General features: G+C 65.1%; 19 protein-coding genes. 7 read left to right on the top strand and 12 right to left on the bottom strand.

Features of this window, described 5'->3' with window-relative positions; genetic code table 11:
- Positions 1–29: 29 nt before the first annotated feature.
- Entirely contained in the window at positions 30–521 is a 492-nt protein-coding gene (locus K1X74_14655; protein ID MBX7167567.1) for a DinB family protein, read from the bottom strand.
- Positions 522–704: 183 nt separating this feature from the next.
- Here K1X74_14655 and K1X74_14660 point away from each other — a divergent pair, with 183 nt between their 5' ends.
- On the top strand, positions 705–1,325 hold the full coding sequence (locus K1X74_14660; protein ID MBX7167568.1) for a sigma-70 family RNA polymerase sigma factor: 621 nt from the start codon (positions 705–707) through the stop codon (positions 1,323–1,325).
- A 37-nt stretch (positions 1,326–1,362) separates the two neighbouring features.
- Here K1X74_14660 and K1X74_14665 read toward each other — a convergent pair whose 3' ends face one another.
- The 4 genes from K1X74_14665 to K1X74_14680 all read right to left on the bottom strand — a co-directional run bounded on the left by K1X74_14665 (position 1,363) and on the right by K1X74_14680 (position 4,645).
- On the bottom strand, positions 1,363–2,538 hold the full coding sequence (locus K1X74_14665) for a lactonase family protein (GenBank protein MBX7167569.1): 1,176 nt from the start codon (positions 2,536–2,538) through the stop codon (positions 1,363–1,365).
- Between the two features lie 77 nt (positions 2,539–2,615).
- Positions 2,616–3,002, bottom strand: coding sequence for a BlaI/MecI/CopY family transcriptional regulator (locus K1X74_14670; protein ID MBX7167570.1), 387 nt, complete (start codon positions 3,000–3,002; stop codon positions 2,616–2,618).
- 128 nt (positions 3,003–3,130) lie between these two features.
- The gene (locus tag K1X74_14675; protein ID MBX7167571.1) at positions 3,131–4,432 is read right to left on the bottom strand and encodes an SGNH/GDSL hydrolase family protein; all 1,302 of its coding nucleotides are present in this window, start codon (positions 4,430–4,432) and stop codon (positions 3,131–3,133) included.
- A gap of 66 nt (positions 4,433–4,498) precedes the next feature.
- Positions 4,499–4,645, bottom strand: coding sequence for a hypothetical protein (locus K1X74_14680; GenBank protein ID MBX7167572.1), 147 nt, complete (start codon positions 4,643–4,645; stop codon positions 4,499–4,501).
- Positions 4,646–4,813: 168 nt separating this feature from the next.
- Between K1X74_14680 and K1X74_14685 the strand changes: the two genes are divergently transcribed.
- On the top strand, positions 4,814–6,184 hold the full coding sequence (locus K1X74_14685; GenBank protein ID MBX7167573.1) for an NAD(P)-binding domain-containing protein: 1,371 nt from the start codon (positions 4,814–4,816) through the stop codon (positions 6,182–6,184).
- Positions 6,185–6,216: 32 nt separating this feature from the next.
- A complete protein-coding gene (locus tag K1X74_14690) occupies positions 6,217–6,981 on the top strand; it encodes an SDR family oxidoreductase (protein MBX7167574.1) in 765 nt (254 codons plus the stop codon).
- A gap of 37 nt (positions 6,982–7,018) precedes the next feature.
- Here the strand turns inward: K1X74_14690 and K1X74_14695 are convergent, their stop codons facing one another.
- From K1X74_14695 to K1X74_14710, 4 genes are all read right to left on the bottom strand, one after another.
- Positions 7,019–7,888 carry a ThuA domain-containing protein gene (locus K1X74_14695; protein MBX7167575.1) on the bottom strand — a complete coding sequence of 290 codons (870 nt, stop codon included), beginning with the start codon at positions 7,886–7,888 and terminating at the stop codon, positions 7,019–7,021.
- A gap of 32 nt (positions 7,889–7,920) precedes the next feature.
- Positions 7,921–8,826, bottom strand: coding sequence for a haloalkane dehalogenase (locus K1X74_14700; protein ID MBX7167576.1), 906 nt, complete (start codon positions 8,824–8,826; stop codon positions 7,921–7,923).
- A 56-nt stretch (positions 8,827–8,882) separates the two neighbouring features.
- Positions 8,883–10,463 carry a PEP-CTERM sorting domain-containing protein gene (locus K1X74_14705; GenBank protein ID MBX7167577.1) on the bottom strand — a complete coding sequence of 527 codons (1,581 nt, stop codon included), beginning with the start codon at positions 10,461–10,463 and terminating at the stop codon, positions 8,883–8,885.
- Between the two features lie 309 nt (positions 10,464–10,772).
- On the bottom strand, positions 10,773–13,256 hold the full coding sequence (locus K1X74_14710; protein ID MBX7167578.1) for an MMPL family transporter: 2,484 nt from the start codon (positions 13,254–13,256) through the stop codon (positions 10,773–10,775).
- 543 nt (positions 13,257–13,799) lie between these two features.
- On the opposite strand from K1X74_14710, the gene K1X74_14715 reads away from it, so the two are divergent.
- Positions 13,800–15,164 carry an MFS transporter gene (locus tag K1X74_14715; protein MBX7167579.1) on the top strand — a complete coding sequence of 455 codons (1,365 nt, stop codon included), beginning with the start codon at positions 13,800–13,802 and terminating at the stop codon, positions 15,162–15,164.
- A 155-nt stretch (positions 15,165–15,319) separates the two neighbouring features.
- On the opposite strand, the gene K1X74_14720 is transcribed toward K1X74_14715, so the two are convergent.
- Positions 15,320–16,672, bottom strand: coding sequence for a dicarboxylate/amino acid:cation symporter (locus K1X74_14720; GenBank protein ID MBX7167580.1), 1,353 nt, complete (start codon positions 16,670–16,672; stop codon positions 15,320–15,322).
- 152 nt (positions 16,673–16,824) lie between these two features.
- On the opposite strand from K1X74_14720, the gene K1X74_14725 reads away from it, so the two are divergent.
- The 3 genes from K1X74_14725 to K1X74_14735 are packed head-to-tail and all read left to right on the top strand — an operon-like array spanning position 16,825 to position 20,287.
- Positions 16,825–17,133, top strand: coding sequence for a YhdT family protein (locus K1X74_14725; protein ID MBX7167581.1), 309 nt, complete (start codon positions 16,825–16,827; stop codon positions 17,131–17,133).
- Positions 17,130–18,770, top strand: coding sequence for a sodium:solute symporter (locus tag K1X74_14730; protein ID MBX7167582.1), 1,641 nt, complete (start codon positions 17,130–17,132; stop codon positions 18,768–18,770). Before K1X74_14725 ends, K1X74_14730 begins: the two co-directional genes overlap by 4 nt.
- Entirely contained in the window at positions 18,770–20,287 is a 1,518-nt protein-coding gene (locus K1X74_14735; GenBank protein ID MBX7167583.1) for an MFS transporter, read from the top strand. The genes K1X74_14730 and K1X74_14735 overlap by 1 nt, the downstream gene beginning before the upstream one ends.
- A gap of 50 nt (positions 20,288–20,337) precedes the next feature.
- On the opposite strand, the gene K1X74_14740 is transcribed toward K1X74_14735, so the two are convergent.
- Both K1X74_14740 and K1X74_14745 read right to left on the bottom strand, forming a co-directional pair.
- A complete protein-coding gene (locus K1X74_14740) occupies positions 20,338–21,111 on the bottom strand; it encodes an amino acid ABC transporter ATP-binding protein (GenBank protein MBX7167584.1) in 774 nt (257 codons plus the stop codon).
- Positions 21,108–22,694 (bottom strand): ABC transporter substrate-binding protein/permease, encoded by a 1,587-nt coding sequence (locus tag K1X74_14745; protein ID MBX7167585.1) that lies wholly within the window; start codon positions 22,692–22,694, stop codon positions 21,108–21,110. Before K1X74_14745 ends, K1X74_14740 begins: the two co-directional genes overlap by 4 nt.
- Positions 22,695–22,813 lie beyond the last annotated feature (119 nt).

The raw sequence follows: 22,813 nt of genomic DNA on the forward strand, positions 1-22,813 counted from the left end.
GGACGCAACGCAAGCCTGGGCGCACAGGATCAGAACAGCGGTGCGCGGCCCAGCTTGCGGCGGACGATGGCCCATTGGCCGGCGTGCATGAGCCAGTGCCCCGAGATGAACAAGAGCGTGTCGCCCACGGTCTGCAAGAACGGTGGGCCTCCTTGGCCCGCCGACTTGTCCGCGTCGCCCTCGGCCAGCTTTTCGACAACCTCGAGGGTGTTGGCACGCACGCTCTCGGCCAGGCGCAAGTACTCGGCCTTCGTCAGAAAATCGGCCGGGTTGTCACTTCCGGCGGTGCTTTTCTTGTGCCGCTCGGCGAAGCCCTCGGGCAACGGCCGCATCGAGCCCGGAACCGCCTTCTCGACGAGCATCCGCTCGGCAGCGATCAGGTGGCCCAATTGCCAGGCGATGTGGTTCGTGCCCGGCACGGGGCGAATCAGCAGATCGCCATCGGAGAGATCGGCCAGATAGCCGTTCACGAGGTAGTTCGAGCTGTTCAGATTGAACTTGATGGCCTGCTTGATATCCACGTGGTTGCCCTTTTGAAAAGCCGTGACCAGGGTCGGTCTTGGTGGTCGCTTCGTTGTAATCTGCGCGACCTCGCCAGGCAATCTCCGCGCGCCTGCGACGCAGGCCGAGCGCGCAACGAGCCGCGCACCCGTTACAATCAATCGGTGCTCGCCTGGCGTGGTCCCCGACTGCGGATAAGGCCGATGGATCGCTCGCACTCCGAATTGCCCGATGACACGGCAGACGCTGTCGCCGCATGGCTAGGCCGCCTGCGCGCGGGCGACGATGCGGCCTATGAGTGGTTGGTGCGGACCTACGGTGGGCGGATGCTGGCCGTCGCCCGGCGGCTGCTGCCCGACGAGAATGATGCGGCCGACGCCGTGCAAGACGCGTTCATTTCGGCGTTCCGGTCGATCGGCGCGTTTGCCGGCCAATCGCAGGTCGGCACCTGGCTGCACCGAATCGTCGTCAACGCCTGCCTGATGAAGCTGCGCGGGGCGAAAAACCGCAGGCCAGCCTCGCTCGACGAATTGCTCCCCACGTTCGACGAGACCGGACATCATGCCCGGGGCGTACGGCCGTGGGCCGCCGGGCCCGTCGAGCAGTTGGCCCAGGCCGAGCTGCAGGCGCAGGTGCGTACATGCATCGACCAGCTGCCGGAAGGCTACCGCGAAATCCTGCTCCTGCGCGACATCGAGGAACTCGACACGGCGCAAGCCGCTGACCTGTTGGGCATTTCCCCCGGCGCGGTCAAGACGCGCTTGCACCGTGCGCGGCTCGCCCTGCGGGCACTGCTCGAACCGCTGTTTGCCCGCCCGGGGTGAACATGCACGCGAGCGGCCTGCATGGCGTCCGGCGTGCTTAGCGCGGCGTTTCCAACGGGAGGAACTTCACGCATACCGCCATCGGCACCTGGACGACCGATCCGGTCGGCGTGAGTGCACCTGTCGCTGCGTCCACGCGAAAGACCACGACATTCCCCGAGTCTTGATTGGCGGCCAGGAGGAAGGCACCGGTCGGGTCGATGCCGAAATTACGCGGAATTTCGCCGCCCGAAAGCGTATGTCCGCTGGGCGTCAATTTTCCTGTGTCGGCGTCGATCTTGAACGCCGCCAGCGAATTGTGGCCACGGTTCGACACGTACAGAAACTTACCAGAGGGGTGCACCTGGATCTCGGCGGGCGTGTTGTCGGCGGCGGCGGCCTGCGGCGGCAACGTGGACAGCGTCTCGATCAGCGACAACACGCCCAGTTTGCCGTCGTAGCGGAATCCGGTGACGGTAGAGTTCAGCTCGTTGTTGGTGAAGGCAAATCGCCCCGAAGGATGAAAGGCGAAGTGCCGGGGTCCACTGCCCGGTGGAACCTCGGCTGCAGGCGGATCGTTGGCGGTCAGCCGGCCCGATGGCACGTCGAGCCGGTAGACCATGATGCGGTCGATGCCCAGGTCCGCCGCCATGGCAAAGCGATTGTTCAGATCGACGTTGAACGAGTGGGCGTGGGGGCCTTCTTGGCGCTGCGCGTTGGGGCCCTGGCCCGTGTGCTGAATGAATGAAGCGATGGGCTGAAGTAGCCCGTCGTCGTCGATGGGCAGGCTGGCCACGCTGCCGCCGCCGTAATTCGCAACCAGCGCCACGCGCCCCGTGCGATCGAGCGAGACGTGGCATGGCCCGGCCCCTCCGGACGTCTGTTGATTGAGCTTGCGCAACGCACCGCCGGGGCGTTCGATCGCAAACGCACACACGCCACCGGCGCGCTGGCCGTCGAGCGTTTCCACTTCGGCCACGCTGTACAGATGTTGGCCGTCGGGCGCGATGGCCAAGAACGACGGGTTCTTCACTCCCTTGGTCACGCCAGCTGGCTCGAGCTGACCGCTGCGCATGTCGAACCGGAAGTGATAGATGCCCTCGCTCCCGCGGGTCGTGTAGGTGCCGACGTACACCAGCATTTCTGGACCTGCTGCGCGGACCGTGGAGAGTTGCGTAAGGGCAAGGCTGACGACGGCGAATGCCGCCACCGGGGCAAAGAGTCTGGCCTTCATCGTGGCGATTCCCAGGGTGCGGGCCAAGGGCCCGGGGGTGAAGAACGCCACTATGTTGCCTGCGCGCCGCGCGAAAGTCACGCGCCGCCGGCATTCAGGCTCGGGGTGCCGAGTTGCAGGTCGATCCCGCGCCTCAATTCCTCGAGCTGATCGGCGGGAAACTCCTCCAGGCCGATCAATTCGCGAGCCAGGTTCAAATAAGACCCGCCGGCGAAGGACGTGACGAGGTGCTGCACGCGCAGACGAAAGGCCGAAGTCCGCGCCGTCTGTGCCTGGTAGTAGAAGACTTTGCCGCGCTTCGTCCGCGTCACATGACCTTTCCCGACCAGGTCCGTCAAGAAAGTGCGCAACGTGGAATTGCTGATCTCGCGTGGATGATGCTGCAAGACTTCTTGCGGCTTGAGTTCACCGAACTCCCAAAGGATTTGCATCACTTCAAGTTCGGCAGCGGTCAAATCGTCCAAGGCCTCTCGTCCGCAAATCTCAACTACCTTGCCCCGCTGAGGAGCTGGCCCCAACACCGGCTCCTATCTTTTGAATCATATGCGCTACCCTGAGTGATTGCTAGGCAAGACGTGCCGTTTCGCGCGCTTCAACGGCGCGCAGGCTCGGCTGCCATGCGTCGAACGATGCTTTCCGCCAGAGTTTGCACCAGCGCTACACAACCGGCGTCGTTCAGATGGAAGTCGTCGTAGAAGCAACGCTCGTGACCGTTGATCGCAGCGGCCCCGTCGACCAGCTCACAGCCCTGTTCGCGCGCCGCGCGAACCACCTCGGCGTTGAAGGCATCGGCCACTCGCCGCAAGTCTCGCGAGTTTAAGAACTCCCAGGGCCGCGGGGTGGGCACAGCCCGCGCCCAGAGCAGTCGTTTCACGCCTTGCGGCGTGAGCTGTTGGTCCCAGAGATAAGGTTGAGTAACCAGGAAGAGTCGGGGCTTTCGGTGTTTTGCTGCGACACACAGGTTGACTAGGCGCTGCGCATAGTGGGTCGTTTCAGCTTGCCAATCAATCGGCCGCGCAGGGATCGCGCGACCCAGTCGCAGCACGCCTTGCAGCCGTTGTCCTGTCTCGTCGGCCCAGAAACCATTTTGACGATCGACGTTCCAATAGTTCTTGGACACTTGGACAAATTGGAGTCCATACCAGGTAGGTACGCGCGCATCCCCCTGATCGAGACCCAGCAGTATGCGCACCAGATCATTGGCGCCGGGCATCACGACGAGACAATCGACCTCGTCGACGAGCGGCGACGTGGCGATGAAGCGGGCATGATGCCCCGACGCCATTTCGCTGACCGCCGCTGCGCCAACCCAGCACGGCTCATTCAATCGGGCCGTCAGTTCCTGTGCCAGGACATTGGTCCAGGCGTCCTGGTCGTCCACGTAATAGCATTCGGTCGTGCTGCCCCCGATGCAGAGCACCCGCAAACGCTCGCGCCGCGCAGACCAGTCGGGGCCCCGCAGCCCCTGCGCGTTGTAACTCGACCGAGTACGCGGCGCCACGCCGAAGATGATCTTGGGATCGGGGGCGAATCGATAGGCGGTCTCCGGCGAGCGCAAATGAAAGGGAGCCGCGGGTCGGGCCCACTGAATCAGGCTCTCGGCGCCGGCGAGCCCCGCGATGGCTCCGCAGGTGCCCAGCGCCAGGCCACGGCGGCGGCAACCCAACCATCGGCGACCGCGCCGCGTGGCGAACATGACCAGGCCCATCGCGGCCCAGGCGAGACAACCGACAGGAATCAGTGCAAAGGCACCCAGCGACCGTAGTGGAAGGCCGCTGGCGAGCGATAACCCCTGGTCGAGAACCACGATCGACGGCAAGGCGACGAAGGCCAGAAACCCGCGCCGGGCCGCGGTCGACGATTCGCGGGCGGCTTCTGCGTCGCGTTGATTCATGAATCGGTCCGACGGCCCCGGGCCGAGCGGCGGAATGGAATCGTCTGCCGGTAGGGTTCCACGTGGTCAGAAATCGACCGGCAGCCGCGGCTGTGCGCCCCAGGTGGCCCAGATCAACGCCAACGCCGTCCCGAGCAGGAGCACCAGCGGCAGAAAAAACGCCCAGGCGTCGCTGCGCAGTGCGGGGCGCGCGTTGGAATCAACGGTCGACAATTCGCGAGATTCTTCCACAGGGCCCGAGTCTAACTTGCTGTTTTCGTCCTCACAACGCGGAAGCCGGCGTGCGACAAGCGCTCCGCAGAGCGGGTCTTGGTAAGATCGGAGTCCGCCGGGCTGGCAAGCCCCGGTTCCCCGGGGAAGTTGTGCCGAGGAGAGACCCGCATGTCGGCATTGCCACGAGTTTGCATCATCGGTGCCGGATCGTCCGGAGTGGCCACGGCCAAGGCGCTCAAGGAGCGCGGGATTCCCTACGACTGCTTCGAAAAAAGCGACGACGTCGGTGGGAACTGGTACTACAACAACCCCAACGGCGTTTCGTCAGCCTACCGGATGTTGCACATCGACACCTCGAAGGTGCGAATGCAGTATCCCGATTTTCCGATGCCGGCCGAGTGGCCGAATTTCTGCCATCACTCGCAGGTGTTCCAGTATTTCCGTGACTATGCCGACCATTTCGGCCTGCGCGAGACGATCACCTTTCGCACGGCGGTCCAGCGGGCACAACGCGCCGACGACGGCACCTGGCAAATCGACTTGAGCACCGGCGAGCAGCGTCAATACGACGCATTGTTCGTCTGCAACGGGCATCATTGGGACCCGCGCTGGCCCGAGCCCCCCTTCCCTGGCCAGTTTGCCGGGCGCGTACTGCATTCGCACAATTACCGCGACGCCGAGCAATTCCGCGGCCAGCGAGTGCTTGTGCTGGGGATGGGCAACAGCGCGATGGATATCGCGGTCGAGTGCAGCTACGTCGCGGCAAAGGTGTACCTGGCCGCGCGGCGGGGGGCCTACATCATTCCCAAGTACCTCTGGGGCCGGCCGATCGACCAGTGGAATAACCCTTGGCTTCCCTGGCGAGTGCAACGGGTGATCCTGCGCTTCATGCTCGGCGTGCAGGTCGGCAAAATGCAAGACTACGGGCTGCAGCCGCCCGACCACGACCTGTTCGAGGCCCACCCCAGCGTCTCGTCGACGATTCTCGACCGGATCGCGCACGGTGACATCGTGCCGAAGCCGAACATCGATCGTTTTGACGACCACCAGGTGCGGTTCGTCGACGGGACCACGGCCGAGGTCGACGCCGTCATCTATTGCACCGGCTACAAGGTCAGTTTCCCGTTCTTCGACGCTCAGTTTCTGGCCGCACCCGGCAACGATCTGCCGCTGTTTTTACGCGTGTTCAAGCCGGGCCTGCCGAACCTGTTCTTCATCGGGCTGTTGCAACCGTTGGGGGCGATCTTTCCGCTGGCCGCGCTGCAAGCGGGCCTGGCGAGCGACTACTTGCTGGGCCGATATGCCCTGCCCTCGGTCGGAGCGATGCAAGAACAGATGCAGGGCGAGCGCCAACGCATGTTTACCCGGTACGTCAGATCGCCGCGGCATACGATGCAAGTCGACTTCGACACCTACGTGCGGCAACTCGCGCGGGAACGCAAGCGAGGTGCGCGACGCGCTGCCGAACAGGGCAATTGCCTGCCTGTGCCGCCGCGGGCCGCGTCAACTCCGGCGCCGGCTGCGGTGACGGCGCATTGAATCGACCAGGTTTTTCCCCAAGGAGTAGCGGCATGCAGTTGGCTGGCAAGAAAGCGCTCGTGACCGGAGCGGCACGCGGGATCGGCGCCGGCTGCGCGCTCGAAATGGCGCGCGCCGGCGCGGACGTGGCGCTCAACGATCTCCGGCAGAGCGACGCATTGGCCGAAGTGGCCGCGGAGATTCGCGGCATGGGGCGCGAGGCGCACCTTGTAACCGGCGATGCGTTTGCCCGCGCGTCTTGCGAGCAGATCGTGGCCGACGCGATCGCCGCCATGTCGCGGATCGACATCCTGGTCAGCAATCCCGCGCTCAACGCTCGACTGCCGTTCTTGGAGATCGCTCCCGAGACGTTCGAGCGGGTGCTCGATGCCGTGCTGGTGGGCGGCTTTCACATGAGCCAACTCGTCGCGCGGCACATGGTCGAGCGCGGCGGCGGGGGCAAGATCGTGTTCATCTCGAGCGTCCATGCGCGGATCCCCTACGCTCGCAGCGTGGCCTACAACGCGGGCAAGGCGGGGCTGATGGGCATGGCCTTCACGATCGCCAACGAATTGACCGGGCACCGGATCAACGTCAACGTGATCGAGCCCGGTTGGATCGAGACCCCCGGCGAACACGAGGCGTTTGGCGCCGCGGCGCTCGCCGTGGCCGCACAACAGATGCCCTGGGGGCGTCTCGGCCGGCCGAGTGACATCGGTCGTGCGGCCGTGTTCCTGGCGTCGGACGCCGCTGATTACATCACCGGCACCACGCTCTTGGTCGACGGCGGCCAGTGGCTCAAACCGGCGCAAGAGTGACACAGTTGCGTGCTTCGCCCCGCAGTCAGCGGCCGCGTCACTCCCGCGAGCTGGCGCGCTCGGCCGTGGGAAAATCGGGCGGGATCGGGATCGTCACCTGTCCGGTCGCTGCCCACTGGGTGCCGCGCTGATAGGTCGTGATGAAGCCCACGCAGCGCAACGAGTAGTCGGCATGCCCCATCGGCGTGTGAAACACGCGGCCGCGCCCCTGGGTGACCGTCCAGATCATCGGCTCGTGGCGCCCTGATCCGCCCTGAGCCGGATTGGAGTAGGCGGTCGCCAGAATCGTCATGTTGCCTGCCGGTCCGCGGAGCCGATCGTAGAGCTCGTCCTGCGCGTGCAGCCAGGCGCGCGGCATGCCGGCCGTGATCGGATGCTGTGGGTCCCGTACGACGACTTCGAACGGGTGCTGGGCCCCGTGGCTGCCGCCGCCGCCCGGTTGCGGATCGCGCACGACCTGGTCGTCCTGGAAATAAACGTAGGGTCCCGACTTCTCGTCGCGTCCCCCCCAGCCGCCGAGCCCGATCAACTCGTTCCACTCGGGCCAATCGCCGAAGGCATTGTTTGCGGCATGCACGATGACCAGGCCGCCTCCGCCGCGCACGTAGTTGATCAGGCCCTGTCGCATCCGCTCGGGCCAGGCTTCACCGTTGTAGTTCGACACGACGACCGCGTAGCGGCCGAAATCGACGTCGAACCGGCTCATGTCTTCGCCAGGCGCGGGCGAAGTGGCCACATCGACGGTGAACAGGCCCGTCTCTTCGAGCCAGCGTTTGAGCAACGGCGAGGTGGCGCGCCAGTCGTGGTTGTTCTGGCCGTCGATCAACACGGCCTTGATCGGCTCGGCCCGGGTGTACGAGGCCAGCCCGAGAACCGTGACCAGCGCGATGAGCTGTGGGCGCCACATGGAATGTTGTCTCGTCCTGTCGCGAAAGTCGGCTATGCCGGTACCGGGCGGCGAGCAATAAACAAGTCGATCTGCCGGGCCAGCTCTTCGCCTTGATCCTCTTGCAGAAAATGACCGGCCTTTTCGATCAGGGCCTCGGGTTCGTCGGCCGCGGTTGGAACCAGCTTGCGAAACCACTTGTAGCCGGGGCCCGTGATCGGATCGCTGTCGCCGAACATCACCAAACAGGGTTTGCGCCACTCGGCCAGCCGGCGGCGGGTTTCTTTCATCGTGGGCGTGGCGGGGTTGTCGGTCGAAGTGGGCACCAACAGCGGGAACTGCGCCGCGCCGGCCTTGTAGCTGGCATCGGGGTACGGGGCCTCGTATGCCGCTAGGACGGCCGGGTCGGTGTCGTCGCCGGTCTGAAACGTCCGCTGCATCAGGAAGGCGATCGGCAGATCGGGAGTCCGCCGGGCAAATTCCTGCCACTGCAAGAAGGCTGGAGTCGCGGGCTCTTCGCCGGTGGGCACGCCAGTGTTCATGATCACCAACCGCGCGAAACGGTTGGGGTGGTGCATGGCCACGGGCAGGCCGATCAAGCCACCCCAATCCTGGCACACCAGCGTGACGCCGCGCAGGTCGAGTCGTTCGAGGAACTCGACCAGGCTGTCGAAGTGCATCTGAAACGTGTAGTCTTCGCGCGCGGCATATTTGTCCGAACGGCCGAAGCCGAAGAAATCCGGCGCGACGACCCGATGGCGCTCGGCCAGAATCGGGATCATCTTGCGATAGAGATACGACCAGGTCGGCTCGCCGTGCAGGCAGAGCACCACCTCGCCAGCGCGGGGGCCCTCGTCGACGTAGTGCATCCGCCGGCCGCCGAGCTCGACGTAGTGCGGAGCGTATGGAAATCCCGGCAAGCTGGCAAAACGCTCGTCAGGTGTGCGCAACAGGGTCATGACGTTTCTCCCGGGGCGGTGCAAGACGCCACCCCGGGGCGCGTCGCGACCGGACGCTACTTATACCGCCGCCGGAACAAGACTGCCAAACCGATGGCTCCCAGCGCGCCGAGAACCAGGCTCGATGGCTCGGGAATCGGCACGATCTTCAACCGCACGTCTTCGGGGTTGTAGATCACGTCCCAGGCCAGGCCATCGGGCAAGGCTGGGAAGCTCTTCGTGTCGAATTCGCCGCTGACGCTGTTCGGTTCGCTCGAGAGCAGGAAGGCGAACTCGTCGCCCAGGACGGGTACAAACCCGCCGAACAGTGATACTTGGAGGGCTCCGCCCAGTTCGACGCTGCCGCGCAAGATCGAAAGCAGGTCGAAGTTCACGCCAGGGTTGTAGCCGCCGATCTCAATCTTGAGGGTGCCGTCCGTCGTTTGAGCATAGTTGCCCACGACGTGCAGCGTGCCGGGCGACAAGCCGGGCGAAAGCAGGCCGTCGTTGGCAAACCCATTCTCGCTCTGGATCGTACCGATGCCTTCGATGGTCCCGAAATTGACCACGGTTCCGCCGCTGGCAAAGCTGCCGCCGTTGAGCGTGATCTTGCCGTCGGCAAAGGTGCCGGCCGCGCCGACCGACGTGCGCGACACCTCGGCGCCGCTGTTGATGATCAGGTGACCCATGCCTCCGGGACCAACGCCCGAGCCGCCGACGACCAGGTCGTTGGCGACCGTCACGCTGGTGTCGGTTCCGGTCACCGTCATTTCGCCCGTCGAGCCGGCGAGCGCGGCGATGAACAGTTTATCGGTGCTGAGTGCGGTCGCGTTCTTGATTTCGACCGTACCATCGCCGCTTTCGCCGACGACGAAGTTGCCGGTATTCGTCCAGGTGGGCACCGCGTCGGCCGTGCCTTGACCGCTGACACCGTCGTTCTGGCCAAACACGACGCCGTGGGTGATGGCCTCGGCAAAATTGCTCACACTGAGCGAAGCAGCGCCGGCCTTGCCGACCGTCGTCGTGCCGCCCACGTTGAGCGTGCTGTCGCTGCCCTCGACGGTCACCGAGCTGCCTGCAGCGCCAGATTGGTTGCCGATGACCAGGTTGTCGACGACGGAAAACTCGCCGCTGGCCACCGCGACCTGCCCGACCGATTGGTCGCCCACCGTAGCGTCATCGAGCATTTCCAAGACGGCCGTATTGAGCACGTTGACCGTGCCACCCAGGTTCGCGTCGCGGCCGACGATCAGGTCGAACGCCCGCAAGGTGCCATTGCTGATGTTGAGTAGCGCACCGTTGGAGGTGCCGCCAACGACGACTCCTTCGGTGGCGCCCGTGAGGCTGTACGTGTTCGTCGCCAGATTGAACGTTACGTCGTTCTTGCCGACGAGTAGTTGGTTGTTCACGCGGCCGATCAGGAAATTGACGTTGTACGTACCGTCCACCGCGAAGACGGCCCGGTCCGTGTTTCCGGCGACCAGGCCCAGCGTCCAGCGATTCACATCGCCGAAGCTGCCTGAGACAGCGTTCTTCCACAGGCGGTCATCGCCGCGGGAATCGTCGGTCAGACCGGTCAACAACAACAGACTGAAGAACAACCAACCGCAGCAGCGTCGAGCTGCGCAAGCGTGCGGATCTCGCAAATGCGTAAACATGGGACTCCCTGCAAACACCAGAAGCCGGATCGTTGCCAAATCACAGAAGGAAGACGCAGCAGCCGCAATGGGGCTGCGTGGGGCCAGGACAGGCACGGGTGCCTGTCAGGCGCCGCTGGGCCTAGAGTTGGCCCAACGAGATGCATGTCTTCACGGGCAACTTCCGCGGGGAGTCGCGAAATACTCCGAAAAAAATGAGCCCCCAAACGACGCGTCTTATCCTAATCCGCACACCACCCGTGTCAAGGATTTTGCCCACTGGGCCGCCAGAGGTGCTGCGGCACGGGGTTCTTCCCGCTTGGCGGTGGGCTAAAACCGCACGTGGCGCTCGATGGATTCGTGCGCCGTATGGACCGAAGAAACCGGCCGAGTGGTCACTTTCTTGGCCGGCGAATCGGCGCCGTCGTGTGCTGTCCCCTCGGCTTTGACCAGGGCCTGTCGCTCACGTTGGAGCCTCTTGACCAGGCCCCGGCCGAACAAGGCCCCGACCGGACTGGCCAGGATGGCCGGCAGCAGCACCAGGTTGCCGACCAGGGCCGCGGACAGGAGCGTGATCATCATCATCCCGAATCGCTGAGTGGGCGTGAACGGGCTCAGGGCGAAGACCGACAGCCCCAGGCCGATGACCCCCCAGCTTTGATACATGGCCTGTGCACAGCCGCGGTAGGCCGACATGATGGCCTCCTTCCGCGTGGCCCCTTCGGCCAGGGCCGAACGGTGGCGCAGCATGAAGTGGACGACGTCGTCAATCGTCACGCCAAGGGCGACGGCCGGCGTCATGACGGTACCGATATCGACAATCGTGCCGGTCCAGCCCATCAGGCCAAACACGACCGCGCAAGGGAAGATGGCCGGGAAGAGCATGATCAGGCCGGCCGACCAGTCACGGACGGCGATCATCAGCACGACCACCACGAGGGCCACGTCGGTCACGAAGCCGAAGATCAGGCCTTCGAGTAGCGAGCGCTGCGCCTTGTAGACTAGTGGTACCAGGCCCGTGTAGACGGCCGTGACCTGTTTCTTCGGGTCGTTGCCCACGGTGCCGTTGTATTCGGCCAGGATCGGGTCAACCCGGTCGCGCAACTGGCCTACGAACAGGCCGTAATCGACGTCTTCGAGCGCGGCGACGCGGGCGCTGATGCGCCACAGGTCTGTTTCGTCCTCTTCCTCGACCGAGAGGTAATCGTTGTCGATAAACTGCTGGCGGTTCGACTCGAGGCGCTTGTTGAGCGTCTTGCGCCGCAAGACGGTCTGGCTGCGGCCGCCGAGCCCGAACTTTTCCTTCGAGGCCGCCACGATGCCCTTGGCCGTTTCTTGCTGCTTGCCCAGGTTGGGGGCAAACGTGACGGCCGACATGGCGTTGCCAACCACGTCGATTCCTTCGACGCGCCGCTGCACCAGGTCGATCAACTGCAGCCGGCCCACCGCGTCGAGTTCACAGTCTTTCGGGAACCGCAGCACCACTTCCATGGGCACCAGCGGGCCGAGGTTCTTTTCGAGCCAGGCATAGTCGTGAATGATCTTGGCCCCCGGTGGGAACAGCCGCATCAGCTGCACCGAGGTTTGAATCGCGGTCGTGCCCCAGGCGCAGGCCCCCATCACCACGAGCGAGCCGAGGCCGGCCTGATACGGATGGCCGATGACCCATTCGGCGGCCTTTTTCCAAAACCCATAATCGAGCGGGTTCTTGACGTCATCGACGGGCTTGTCGTCGCCGCCGCGCTTCGGACGTAGTGGGAACAGCTCGAGGGTCGAGGGGAGATACAACACCAGAATCAACGTCGCAGCGACCACGCCGGCCGCCGAAAAGACGCCGAACTGTTGAATCGGCACCAGTTCGCTGTAGGCCAAGGTCACCAGGCCCGCGGCCGTGGTGCCGGTCGCCAAGGACAGCGGCAGCGCGGCATGCGACAGGGCCCTGGTCGGTGCGCCCTCGACGCCCTCTTCGTAAACCGTCTCGCGGTAGAAGTTGGCCAGGTGAATTGCGGCCGAGATCGCGGCCACATAGACCAGCGACGGCATGGTGAGCGTGATCGCGTTGACCGAATGGCCCGTGTACCAGACGATCGCCAGGCTGGCCGCGGCCGACATCAGGCCGGCCATGAACACCATGATCACCAGACGCGGGCTGCGCAGGCACCACCAGGAGACGGCCAGGCCGATCACGCCGGCCAGGCCTGCCAGGCGGAACAGGCTCTGCTGCCCGGCTTCGTCGAGCGCGACATTATCAACCGGCGGACCGCCCATGTGGATCGTCGCCGCCGGCACGGCGCACTCTTCGATCGCGATCCGCTTGATTTCGGTCAGCGGTTTGAGCGGGGACGCAGGCTCGTTGAGCAACTTGCGGGCCGCTTCGGTCAGCGTGATCACCGCGCAAGTCTGCTTGTGGTCGGGGCCGATCAGCAGGCCTTCGAGCCGCTTGAACGCCTCGGCGGCTTCGAGCCGCGTCGGGTCGGATTGCAGGCGATCGAGCAGCGCTTTGCCGGTGATCACTTCCTGGCAGATTTTGACCTCGCCGGGCTCGACGTGCGTCAGCTTCTTGACGAACGTGTCGAGCCGGGTGTCGTCGATCGTGCAGCCTTCCCAGGAGATCATCACGAACTGCTGGCCGGCGAAGTGCTTGAGGAACCAATTAAAATCGACGGTTTCCTGGTAGCCTGCCGGCAACCATTCCTTGACGTCGTTGTGATTGGTCATCAGGGCGCGCCGCGCGCCGCCCAAGATGAGCGGCGAGAGAAAAGCGACGAGCACCAGAATCGGCAGGGCGAACCGGCTGTAGAACGTGCGCTTCATGGGGTATGCCGCCAGTTCCGGACGCGCGCCCGAGCGTCGCGAGGACGCGCGTTTGCGCGCACGACGAGGTCGCGTGCGATCGTGCCGGAGGCCGTTAAAGGGTGGGATGTGTTGCGTGCGACTTGCATCTGCCTAAGTGCTTGCAGTGCAAGGAGCACGCGTTCAAGCCTATCGGGTGGCGTCTCCCTCGTCTACTCAGTTCGGAGACCGGCCGGCGTTAACTCCAGTGCACTCGTTTGAACCGTCGTTCCTTGTGCAACCGGAAAGGTCGTGCGTATCGCTCCGTGGCCGCAGGGTCGATCCAGCTTGCCATGTTGCGCGCCGCACGCGTCGGCCGTGTGCTTTCTCCGCGATTGAGCAGCAGTCCGCCCAAGGCAGGCTTGCCGTCTGCTTGTTCCAGCGTAATTGGCGGCGCGCTGTTACGCGCGCTGCCCACTTTGCCGCGATCGCTGGCCTGGCGCGGCTTGCTGGCGTCCGGCGGCACTTCTATCCTGGGCCGGGTTCTTGGGACTCTCCGACGCGGTGTGCAAGGGTGGACAAGCAATGAGCGAAGCGGCATCGAAGCGACCTTGGTGGCACGAGCTGAACCGCTATCACTGGTTCGTACTGGTCGTTGCCGCGCTCGGCTGGCTGTTCGACACGATGGACCAGCAGTTGTTCGCCCTGGCCCGCACGCCGGCGATGCAAGAGCTCCTTTCGACCGCTTCGCCGGGTGGGCGCGTGCCGGCGGCCAAATCCGTGGTGGATGCCGCAGCGGCCAATGCCACGGCAGTGTTTCTGATCGGGTGGGCCACCGGCGGTATCGCGTTCGGCATTCTCGGGGACCGCATCGGCCGCGCCCGGACGATGTTGTTGACCATCCTTGTCTACTCGGTCTGTACAGGATTCAGCGCGCTATCGAGCGGCTATTACGACTTCTTGGCGTGGCGGTTTCTGACCGGGCTCGGTGTCGGCGGCGAATTCGCTGTCGGTGTGTCGCTCGTGGCCGAGGTGATGCCTGCCCGCGCGCGGCCTTACGCCTTGGGCTTGCTCCAGGCCCTGTCGGCTGTCGGCAATATCTCCGCGGCGCTCATCAATATTGGGCTGGGCTACCTCGACAAGAGCGGGCAATTAGGTGAATTTTCGGCCTGGCGCGTGATGTTCGTAATTGGCACGGTGCCGGCCCTCCTGGCGCTCGTCATCCGCCGGCGACTCAAAGAGCCCGAGGCCTGGCAAACGTCCGTGGGTAAACACCAAGATCGTGGCAACCTGGGAGAACTGTTTGGCCCCCAATGGCAGCGACGCGCCGTGGGGGGCGTGTTCTTGGCGTCGGCGGGCGTGATCGGGTTGTGGGGTATCGGGTTCTTTAGTTTTGACCTGCTGCGCAGCGTGTTTACCAAGCAGCTCGAGGCTCAGGGCATTGATCCCGTGCAGGCCAAGGGGCAGGTGTCGATCATGGTCGGCGTGACATCCATCATGCAGAACCTCGGCGGGTTCCTGGGGATCTATGCGTTTACCTACCTGACCGGAGTGATGGGGCGGCGCCCCGCGTTTGCGTTGTCGTTTGTCGCCGCCACGGGCGCCACGGCGCTGGTGTTCAGCTCGATCAATGATTTCTATTGGGACGTGTTCTGGATGATCCCGTTGATGGGCTTCTGCCAGTTGGCGCTCTTCGGCGGCTACGCGATTTACTTTCCCGAGCTGTTTCCCACGCGGCTGCGCAGCACGGGCACGTCGTTCTGCTACAACGTGGGCCGCTTCGTGGCGGCCGTGGGTCCCTTTGTGTTCGGCACGCTGACCAGTAGCGTGTTTGCCGACAAGGCCGAGCCGGCGCGCTGGGCCGGCGTGACGATGTGCTCGGTGTTCCTGCTCGGGCTGCTCGTGCTGCCGCTGTTGCCCGAGACCAAGGACCGGCCGCTGCCGGAATGAGGCTAACAGCTCGTTGAAGAATGCCGTCAGGGCATTCTTCAACCTCGCCAGGCGCGGAGCTGAGCTCCGCGCGGCTCGCAAAACAGCGACTTACGTCGCCAATTGGCGATCGCATCCTTGCGATCCAGCAGCCCGCTGATGACTTCAACGGGCTGCTAGGCGGCCGGCGCAGGTTCCGGTTCCGGCTCTTCGGCGGCGACGCACGCCGCGAGCGTCAGGTCGCCGGTCACGTTGAGTACCGTGCGGCACATGTCCAACACGCGATCGACCCCCAGGATGATCGCGATGCCTTCGCCTGGCACGCCGATCGAGCGCAGGACGACGACGATCAAGGGGAGCGATCCGCCCGGTACGCCGGCCGTCCCTACGCCGGCCAGGACCGACATCAGCACGACGGTCAACTGCTGCGGCAGCGTTAGCTCGACGCCGAACACCTGGGCCAGGAACAGCACCACGACCCCTTCGTACAAAGCCGTGCCGTTTTGATTGGCGGTCGAGCCGACGGTGAGCACGAACCGGGCGATCTCCGGCGGGATGCGCAGGTTCTCCTGCGCCACGCGCAAGGCCGTCGGCAGCGTGGCGTTCGACGACGACGTGGCAAAGGCCGTGAGCATCGCGTCCGAGGCTTCGCGGAAGAACTGGCGCGGGCTGCGACGCGCGAAGATCCACAGCGTCAGCGAGTAGACGACGAACAACTGGATCGACAGCCCGATGAGCACCGTGGCCACGAACCAGATCAAGGTGACGAGCACTTCGCCGCCGATTCGCAGGACGAGCGCGAACATCAGGCAGGCCACGCCATAGGGCGCCAGCCACATGGCCCAGCCGATGATCGTCATGGTGACGTCGAAGATCCCTTCGAGCACGGCCACCAAGGGCATCCGGCGCTCGTCGGACAAGGTCGACAGCGCCACCCCGCACAACAGCGCGAAGCACATCACGGCCAGCATGCCGTTGCCCTTCGAGCTGCCGTCGAGGGCGCCGACCATTTCCTGCAAGGGATTCTCGGGAATCAGGTCGAGCAAGATCTGCGAGAGCGGCTTGGCCTTTTTGGCGCTTTCGACCGCGCCGGTCGCCGAGGCTGAATAGAGCGTCTGCAATTGCTCGCGGCGCTCGGGCGCGAGCCGATCGCCGGGGCGAATCAGATTCACGGCCGTCAGTCCGATGACGACCGACAGCCCGGAGAGCAACAGCGTGAACAAAAGCGAGCGAATCCCGACGCGCCCCAGTCGGCGGACGTCGCCCAGGCCGAGTACGCCGAGCACCAGCGCCGAGAACACCAGGGGGACGACGACCGACAACACCAGTCGCAAGAACACCTTCCCCAACGGTTCGGCGACGTTGGCCGCAAACCATTCGAGTCGCGTCGGTTCGTCCGTCGCCGCCGCGGACTGGGCGTCCCAGGCATTCGCCGCGACGCCCAGCAAGGCGCCGACGACGAGGCCCAAGAGGATTTTCGTGTGCAGCGGCATGCCGCGACGTGGTGATGAGGTCGTGACTTCAGTCATGCGCGGCTCGACATCGGGCGGACAAAGACGCTCACGGTGCTCGATTGTGGCCGGGTTGGCCGGCTGACTCAACCGCGAGTTGTCCGGACATCCTTTGCGAGCGGCGCCACGAGGGGCTATCCTGCTGCCGCCACGAGCCCTGAGCAGTTGTCATGAGCGAGCCGCGCGAAGATCCCGTTGTTACGCAAGGACGTCGCGAGATGCTGTTCTCGCTGGTGATGACCTTTGCGGCGATGGGCTACTCGATCACCTACTGTGTGCGCCATGGGTACCGGCGTTCGATCGATGATTTGACGTTTGTGCTGGGCTTTCCCGATTGGGTGTTCTGGGGCATCGTCGTGCCTTGGCTCGTCTGCGTGGCCGTGGGCATCTGGATGGCGTTCTTTTTCATCGGCGATGCGCCGTTCGAGGACGGCGAAGTGATCGGCGACGAGAAGTCCGGCGAGGCGCCCCGGCAATGAACGATCCCCAGATGACCGGCGGCGTCGGTACCCTGGCAGCGCTGGGTGTCGTGATCCTGGCCTCGATCTGGCTGGGTGCCATGGCGCAACGGGCCGTCGAACGCGGCTCGTTTCTCAGCGGCTATTTTCTCGGCAACCGGGGGTTGGGGGCCTGGGCGATGGCGCTGACGGCCACCGTGCAAAGCGGGGGCACCTTCATGGGGTTCCCCTCGTTTGTCTATGCCCACGGCTGGATCGTCGCCCTGTGGATTGCCGGCTACATGATGGTGCCGATTACGGGCTTTGCGGTGATTGGCAAACGCATGGCCCAGCTCTCGCGCCGCAGCGGTGCGCTGACCGTCCCCGACCTGCTGCGCGAACGCTTCGCCAGCCCCATCGTGGGCCTGGCCGCGTCGCTGTTGATCATGCTGTTTCTCTCGTTCGTCATGATCGCCCAGTTCAAGGCGGGGGCGCTGGTGATGAAGCTCTCCTGGCCGGGTACGGGCGCCATGGCTCTGAACGAGGCCGAGGGCCAGATCGACTTGCCCTATTACATCGGGCTGGCCGTGTTCTCGCTGACCGTGATCGGCTACACGATGTTCGGCGGCTTCCTGGCTTCGGTCTGGACCGACCTGTTCCAGAGCGTGCTGATGGGGATCGGCGTGGTGATCTTGTTGGTGCTCGTCGTGCCGGCGGCCGGCGGGCTCGAACACGCGACGCGCGTGGCGGTCGAACATACCGGCCCGGAATACGCCTGCGGGCCTGGCTACGATCCACACCCGCAGGCCGGCGTCTCGCGGCAGTTTCTCACGCCGGGGTTGGCCATCTCGATGTTCTGTCTGTGGGTGTTCAGCGGGGTGGGCGCGCCGGCCGGCATCGTCCGTGTCATGGCGACCCGCGACACGCAAACCTTGCGGCGCAGCGTGTTCCTGTTGTCGCTGTACAACCTGCTGATCTACCTGCCGCTGATTGCGATTTGCATTTGCGCGCGGTCCGTCATGCCCGACTTGGCCAAGAGCGACGAAGTGATTCCGCGCATGGCGCTGTGGGCGACACGCGACTTGCCGGCCGGGTCGTTCGTGGCGGGCCTGATCCTGGCTGCGCCGTTTGGCGCCGTGATGGCCACGGTCAGCTCGTACCTCGTCGTGATCAGCTCGGGACTGGTACGCGACATCTATCAGCGATTCGTGCATCACGAGGCCAACGAAGAGACGATTCGCCGGCTGACCTATGCGACGATGATCGTCGTCGGCACGATTGCCATCGTGGCCAATATCCGCCCGGTCGAATACCTGCAAGCGATCGTCGTGTTCAGCGGCGGCGGCATGGGCGCGTCGTTCCTCGTGGCGGCGCTGATGGCCGCCTATTGGCGCCGCGCGACGGCCGCCGGCGTGTTGGCGGCCATGCTGGCCGGTGCCGGCAGCGTAATCGCGCTGACCGCCATGGGCTGGTTTCGCCCGGACCCCTTGATCGGCGCCGTGACCAAGTTTCGGCCGTACTTTTGGTGCGGCTTCGATCCGGTTGTCTGGGGATTGCTGTTCTCGCTGGCCGCGGGCGTCGTCGTGAGCATGCTGACCCGGCCCCCTGCGCCGGCACACGTGGCGCGGTTCTTCGATCGGCTCGATGCGCCTCCGTCTCCTGCTGCGAGCGACTTGTAATGCGCACCACTTCGGCTGAGGGCCCGGCGGCGAACGCGTTTGGCAAATGGATGGCCCTGCTGGCGGCGCTGTTGGGCTGGATGTTCGACGGTCTCGAAATGGGGCTGTTTCCGCTGGTCGCCAAGCCGGCGCTCGGTGAACTGCTCGGCGACGACAGTCCCGAACGCGTCGGTTTTTGGCTCAGCGGCGTGACCGCGGCCTTCTTGATCGGCGCGGCGACGGGCGGAGTCCTGTTCGGCTGGCTGGGTGATCGCTGGGGGCGTGTGCGGGCCATGATGGCCAGCGTGTTGGTCTACGCCTTGTTTACCGGGGCCTGTGCCTTCGCGCAGTCGCCCGAACAACTCGCGGCCATTCGCTTTGGAGCTGCCCTGGGGATGGGCGGCGAGTGGGCCCTGGGCGTGGCGCTGGTGATGGAAGTCTGGCAGGTGCAATCGCGCGGGCTCTTGGCCGGGTTGATCGGCGCCGCGGCGAACGTGGGCTACTTGTTGATCGCCTTCGTCGGCCTGCAACTGACGCCCGTGCTGGGCAGTCTGCACGACGGTCTGCTCGATCTGGGTGTCTCGACGGCCTGGGCCGAGACGCTGACGGCGCATTCCGGTTGGCGATTGCTGATGCTCATCGGCGCTACACCGGCGCTGCTGACCGCGTTCATCCGCGTGTTTGTGCCCGAATCGGAGCAGTGGCTGCGCGACCAGGGGCAGGGACTGGTTTCCCATTGGTCGTCGCGCGATTTACTGGCCGTGGGTTTGGGAGCGTTAGGTCCCGGCTTGATCGTCTATCTCTGGGCGACCGAACGAAGCCTGGTCGTACAGGTCGTGGGCATCGTGGTGGGACTGGCCGTGGCGCTGGCGGGCTATATGTACCCTGTCTTGCGATTCGTCCAGCGCGGCGATGCGGTCGGCAACGGCACGGCCATCGCCCGAGAGACGATCACGCGGATGCTGATCGGGGCGCTGTTGGCGAGCATCGCGCTGCTGGGCACTTGGGGCGCCATTCAATTCGCCCCATCGTGGGCCGCGCAGTTGACGGCCGATCAAGATACGCAGGCGCAAGGGGCAGCGCGGGCCTGGACGCAGATCTGGTCGAGTTGCGGCGCCGTGGTGGGCACGATCTTGGGGGCCCTGGCGGGCGACTGGCTGGGCCGGCGGCGCACCTACTCGCTGCTGTGCGCCCTGTCGCTGGTGGCGAGCCTGACGTTCTACCAATTCAACGACGCGTACACGTCGCGCTTCTTGGGCATGATGTTCCTGGCCGGGATGTGCACGGCGTCGTTCTACGGCTGGTTGCCGCTGTACCTGCCCGAGTTGTTCCGCACGCGCGTGCGCGCCACGGGGCAAGGTTTTTGCTTCAACTTTGGCCGCATCATCGCCGCGGTCGGGGCGCTGCAGACCGGTTCGCTGATGGGCAAACAGTGGTCCTATTCCGATGCCTGTTCGGCCATCAGCCTGATTTACGTCGTGGGCATGTTTGTCGTCTGGCTGGCACCCGAAACCCACGGCCGACCGCTGCCGGATTGACGTCGCGGATCGTCCTTTTCACTGGCGCAGTCGCCGCGGCCTGTGAGCGTTTAGAAGACCCGCTCGAGGAACTGACGCGTGCGCTCGGTTTGCGGGTGATCGAGCACTTCGCCGGGCGGGCCGGCTTCGATGATCTGACCGCCCGCCAGCACCACGACCCGGTCGGCCGCGCGGCGGGCAAACCCGATCTCATGAGTCACCATCAGCAGCGAGATTCCCTGCTCGCGCAACGCCAGCAGTACGTCGAGCACTTCGCCTTTAAGCTCCGGATCGAGGCTGCTGGTGATCTCGTCGCACAGCAGTCCTTGGGGCTGCATGGCCAAGGCCCGGGCGATGGCGACACGCTGTTTCTGCCCGCCCGAAAGCTGCGCCGGATAGGCCGTGGCCCGATCGGCCAGACCCACGCGCTCCAAGAGCGCCAGCCCGCGCTCGCGGGCCGCGCGCGCGTCGAGGCCGAGCACATAGCGCGGGGCGGCGGTCACGTTGTCCAGCGCCGTCAGATGGGGAAACAACTGGAAGTCCTGAAAGATCATGCCCACCAGCAGCCGCGCCGCCCGGACTGCGTCGGACGGGGGCTCCTTGCCCGCGGTAAACACGTGCGGGCCGACTTCGATGCTGCCGGCGTCGAAACGGTGCAGCGCCGTGATGCAGCGCAGGAGAGTCGACTTGCCGCCGCCGCTGGGCCCTATGATGGTGACCGTCTCGCCGCGCGCCACGTCGAGCGAGACGCCGTCGAGAATCGAGCGCGAACCATAACGCTTGGCCACCTCGCACAAGCGCAGCAGCGGCTGCCGGTCATCGGGCTGCGCAGGTGTGGGCGTCATGCGTTGCCTCCGTGCCAGCGCTGCTCCAAGTAGCGCGACAGGTACCCCAACGGAATCGACATGGCCAGATAGAGCGCGGCCGTCAGCAACCCCAGCTCGACGAACTTCAAGCTGCTCCGCGCCAGGATCAGGTACTCCTTGGTCAGTTCGTGCACGGCAATCACGCTGACCAGGCTCGTTTCCTTGAACAGCGCGACGAAATCGTTGGTCATCGGGCCTGCGGCCATGCGCATGGCCTGCGGCAAGATCACGCGAAAGAACACGGTCGTGTCGGCCATTCCCAGCGAACGGCCCGCCTCCCATTGGCCGCGCGGGACGTTCAGCAGCGAGGTGCGATAGATCTGGGCCTCGTAGGCTGCATAGTTCATGCCGAGCCCCAGAATGGCGGTCGCCACGGCCGGCAGTTGCAAACCGTAGCTTGCCAGTCCGAAGTAGAGAAAGAACAGCAGCATCAGCAGCGGGATGCCGCGGAAGATCTCGACATAGGCCAGCGCCAGTCCGCGCACGATCTTGGGGCCATAGAGCCCCGCGGAACACACGAGCAACCCCAGCAACATGGCAAACGCCATACTCGCCGCGCTCAACAACACGGTCATGCCGGCCGCGCTGATCAGCGTCGGCGCATAATCGCGAAAGGTCCAACTCTGCGCCGAAGCGGCGATGATGTTGATGTCGACCGGCGGTGGCGCGGTGTCCGGCGCCGGACCCAGAGCGAGCGTCTGCGGATCGAAGCCCAATCCGGCCAGTTCCGCTGCGCGCTGCGGCGGCGCGGCGAGGCCGGCTTGGGCCGCGTTGAGGAGATGCCAGCGGCGATAGATCTCGGCCAGCCGGCCGGAGGTCATCAACGCCGAGAGTTCGTCGTCGATCGCGTCGGTCAGCCCGCTGTCGTCCTGGCGGAAGGCCAACCCGTAATGGCCCGGCTCGCCCACGGTGCCGGCCGAACGAAGCTTGGGATTGGTATACGCATAGTAGGCCGTGATCGGCGTGTCGAGCACGACGGCGTCGACGCGCCCCAGCTCCAGGTCGAGAAACGGTTCGACCTGTCCGTCGAACGAGGTGATCTGGCGCACGCCCGCGCGCGTCAGCAATCGCTCGGCCGCGGTGCCTGCCATCGTGCCGACCGGCGACTGGCGACAATCGTCGAGCGTGCGAATGCGCCGCTCGTCGGCACGCACGATCAGCTCTTCCTGATACACGTAATAGGGGCGCGAAAAGCGCACCGCGGCACGGGCTTCGGGCGTGATCTCCAGGCCGCTGGCGATCAGGTCGAAATCGCCCTTCTGTAGCCCGGGGATGAGGCTGACCCATTCGTATTGCACGAATTGGGCGTGCACGGCGCGGCCGATGCGCTGCGAGAGCCGTTCGGCCAGGGCTTCGACCAGCTCGACCTCGAAGCCGATGACGCGATCGGGTCGCTCGGGATCGCGGACCTGGAAGGGAGCGCCGCCTTCGGCGTCGCCGCCCCAACGCAGCGTGCCGTGGGATAATCGGTCCGCCAGGGGGGCGATCTGCGGCTGCGCTCGCGCCCTCGCCGGCAACACCGCGAGCAGCACGCAGATCAGCGGCCAGACCAGGTGTTTCATGCGCCGAGTCCTCTCCGGGGGGCGGCAGCCACCTTGCGGCGCCGCACGATAGCGCAATCGCCACACTAGGAAGGTACACTACCAACGTTCCTGGGGGGAACCGCATCCGTGCCGGCGCT

Source organism: Pirellulales bacterium (genome assembly GCA_019694435.1).
In the GTDB taxonomy this organism is placed as follows: domain Bacteria; phylum Planctomycetota; class Planctomycetia; order Pirellulales; family JAEUIK01; genus JAIBBZ01.